This is a genomic window from Novipirellula sp. (genome assembly GCF_041583735.1).
Lineage (GTDB): Bacteria > Planctomycetota > Planctomycetia > Pirellulales > Pirellulaceae > Novipirellula.
In genome coordinates, this window is the sequence record NZ_JBFHFD010000864.1 from 1 (window position 1) to 2,983 (window position 2,983).

Below are 2,983 nucleotides of genomic sequence, written 5' to 3' on the forward strand. Positions count from 1 at the left end.
CAATCGCTGAGCCAAAATGGCTTCGACGGTCGCACAAATCATGAACGCTTGAATGCCCATGTCCTTCAGCCGGGTGACGGTCGCGGCAGCCGAATTCGTGTGCAGCGTGCTAAACACCAAGTGACCCGTCAGTGCCGCTTGGATCGCGATCTCGGCGGTTTCCAAGTCACGGACTTCGCCGACCAGGATCGTGTCGGGGTCCTGCCGCAAAATTGCTCGCAAACAACCGGCAAAGGTAACGCCGACGTCGTTGTCGATTGGAATTTGAATGATCCCTTCGATGTCGTATTCGATCGGGTCCTCGGTCGTCATCAATTTGTCTTTGATGTCGTTCATCTCGGACAACGCGGAATACAGCGTCGTCGTTTTACCCGACCCCGTCGGGCCGGTGACCAAGATGATGCCGTTGGGGCGATCGATCGCTTTGCGGAACGCCTTCATCGTGACCGCGTCCATCCCGACGTTTTCGAGACTGAGGTTCACCACGCTGCGGTCCAATACCCGCATGACGACGCTCTCGCCAAAGATCGTTGGCAACACGCTGACGCGGAGGTCGACCGGGTGGCCCCCGACCATCAATTCGATCCGCCCGTCCTGCGGCATTCGCCGCTCGGCAATGTCCAAGCTGGCCATTACCTTGATCCGCGTCGTGATCGCAAACGCCAAGTGACGTGGCGGCGGAACCATTTCGTAAAGCACGCCTTCGGATTTGATGCGAATGCGGAACTCGTCCTCGAACGGTTCAAAGTGAATATCGCTGGCGTGATCCTTGATCGCCAACAACAACACCATATTGAGTAGCTTTCGCACCGGCGCGGAATCGGCAAGCGCTTCGGCGTCGGTGATATTGAACTTCTCGGTTTCCAACGCGGAAACCATCTTCTTCAACTCTTCGTCGTCCGCCAACTCGGCGACCAGCTTTTCGACGCTCTCGGATTCCGAGTCAAAGTGCTTGGTGATGTACTGCAAGACTTCGCGTTCAGTCGTCACCACCATCGCAATGTCGTAACCCAAGAACGTTCGCAATTCGTCTTGGATCGTCAGGTTTTGCGGGTCACACGTGGCAACGGTCAAGCGGTTCAAATCCTCGTCAAATCGAATCGGCACGATCCGGTACAACTGAGCCATCGTCTCGGTGATCTTGTCACGCACCTCGACCGGGATCTCCGCATCCTCCAACGAGACCGTCTGCATCGACATCTGCTCGGCGAGCGCTTGGATCAGCTGCTCGTCAGTAATCAATTGCATGTCTTCGGCGATCTTGCCGAACAGTGCGCCCGGTTGCTGCTCTTGTTCTTCGAGCACAATCTCGAGTTGTTCGTCGGTCAAAAACCCGAGGTCGACCAGGATTTGTCCGATGCGACGTGCGGCCATGGTAATGGTTCGAAGTTGAAAGGATGAAGTTTTAAAATTGAGGCAGACGCCGTCGCGAAACGGATGCGGGTGTTTCGTTCTGAGGCGGTCTTACTTTTCTCGTTATGACGACAGGCTGGAAGCCTATCCCACAGTGACAGGCTAGAAGCCTATCCTACTAGTGTCCTCCGCCGTCTTCGGGGACCGGGATCGGTGCATCCCCTTCGCCGTGGCGGAATTGAACAATACGTTTAGCGAGGTCATCGGGACGGTGCGATTTTCCGAGCGCGTCTTCGACCGTGATCAATTCGTCTCGCCATAGGTCAAACAGCGTGTCATCCATCAACTGCATTCCGAATTTCGCTCCGGTTTGCATCGCACTGTTGATACGGAATGTCTTGTTTTCTCGAATGAGGTTCGCGATCCCCGGCGTGACTACCAAGATCTCGTAAGCTGCCACTCGACCACCGCCGATTTTCGGCAGCAGCGTCTGTGCGACGACGCCGATCAGCGTACTTGCCAATTGAGTTCGAATTTGATCCTGCAGGTTCCCTGGGAACGCGTCAATGATTCGGTTGACCGTGCCCTGAGCACTGTTGGTGTGAAGTGTGCCGAAGACAACGTGCCCCGTTTCCGCTGCACTGATCGCCGCTTCGATCGTTTCCAAGTCGCGAAGCTCGCCAACCAGGATCACGTCGGGGTCTTGCCGCAACGCACGCCGAATCGCTTCAGAGAAACTCGGTACGTCCACCCCCACTTCGCGTTGGTTGATCGTGCTCTCTTTATGGTCGTGATAAAACTCGATCGGGTCTTCGATCGTGATGATGTGATGGTCCACGGTCTCGTTTAGCAAGTTGATCAAACTTGCCAACGTCGTACTTTTTCCCGACCCCGTTGGACCGGTCACCAAAAACAATCCACGCGGCCGGTGGACCATTTTGACCACCGATTCGGGAAGACCGAGCTGTTCGGGAGTCAATTTGTCGTTAGGGATTTGACGCAGCACCATCGAAATGAAACCACGCTGCTTGAACACCGAAACACGAAAACGTGCCAAGTCGCCAAAGGCGAACCCAAAGTCGGCGCTACCTGTCTCTTGCAGTTCTCGCTGACAGCGTTCCGGAGTGATGCTCTTCATCAACCCTACCGCGTCGGCTGCCTCGAGCGTTTTCGTGTCGAGTTTTCGCATCCGTCCATGCAGCCGGAACACAGGAGGCTGGCCAACAACAATGTGAATGTCGCTGACACCTTGCTTGATTGCCGCTTGCAGCAGCTTGTCAATGAGCACCGTGGCCATGAAGCGAATGTCTAATTTTTTAGAAGGGGGCGAAATCGTAGAAAAGCGGTTCGGCTTGCCGTAATCAAATTGATTCGATTGAGATCAAGTTGTATTGCTGATTCGGACAGCGGTGGCTGCGAAGCCCGCTTTGACATGGGGAATGAATAAAAACGTTCGATCGATAAGGACGCCGCGAAGAGAAAGAATAATTGCGGCGGTGACTCCATTATCACACGTGATTGCTCGCATTCAAAGAATTCACCTGTTTTGGCAGGCGTGGTATCAAAAACGCGATCCGGCGAATTGCACTGAGGGCGGTCTGCCTACCGCTACTTGAGCGGCAAGGGGAAC

General features: G+C 54.8%; 2 protein-coding genes. Both read right to left on the reverse strand.

Annotated features, from left to right (window positions below; translation table 11 throughout):
• On the reverse strand, positions 1 to 1,374 hold a 1,374-nt coding region (locus ABX962_RS33875; RefSeq protein ID WP_372726085.1), incomplete at its 3' end, for a GspE/PulE family protein.
• A 157-nt stretch (positions 1,375 to 1,531) separates the two neighbouring features.
• Positions 1,532 to 2,650 carry a type IV pilus twitching motility protein PilT gene (locus tag ABX962_RS33880; RefSeq protein ID WP_372726086.1) on the reverse strand — a complete coding sequence of 373 codons (1,119 nt, stop codon included), beginning with the start codon at positions 2,648 to 2,650 and terminating at the stop codon, positions 1,532 to 1,534.
• Positions 2,651 to 2,983: the final 333 nt, after the last annotated feature.

What these genes read in the sequence shown, in the direction of transcription:
- ABX962_RS33880 (WP_372726086.1), bottom strand. Translation starts at nt 2,650, where the DNA reads ATGGCCACGGTGCTCATTGACAAGCTGCTGCAAGCGGCAATCAAGCAA.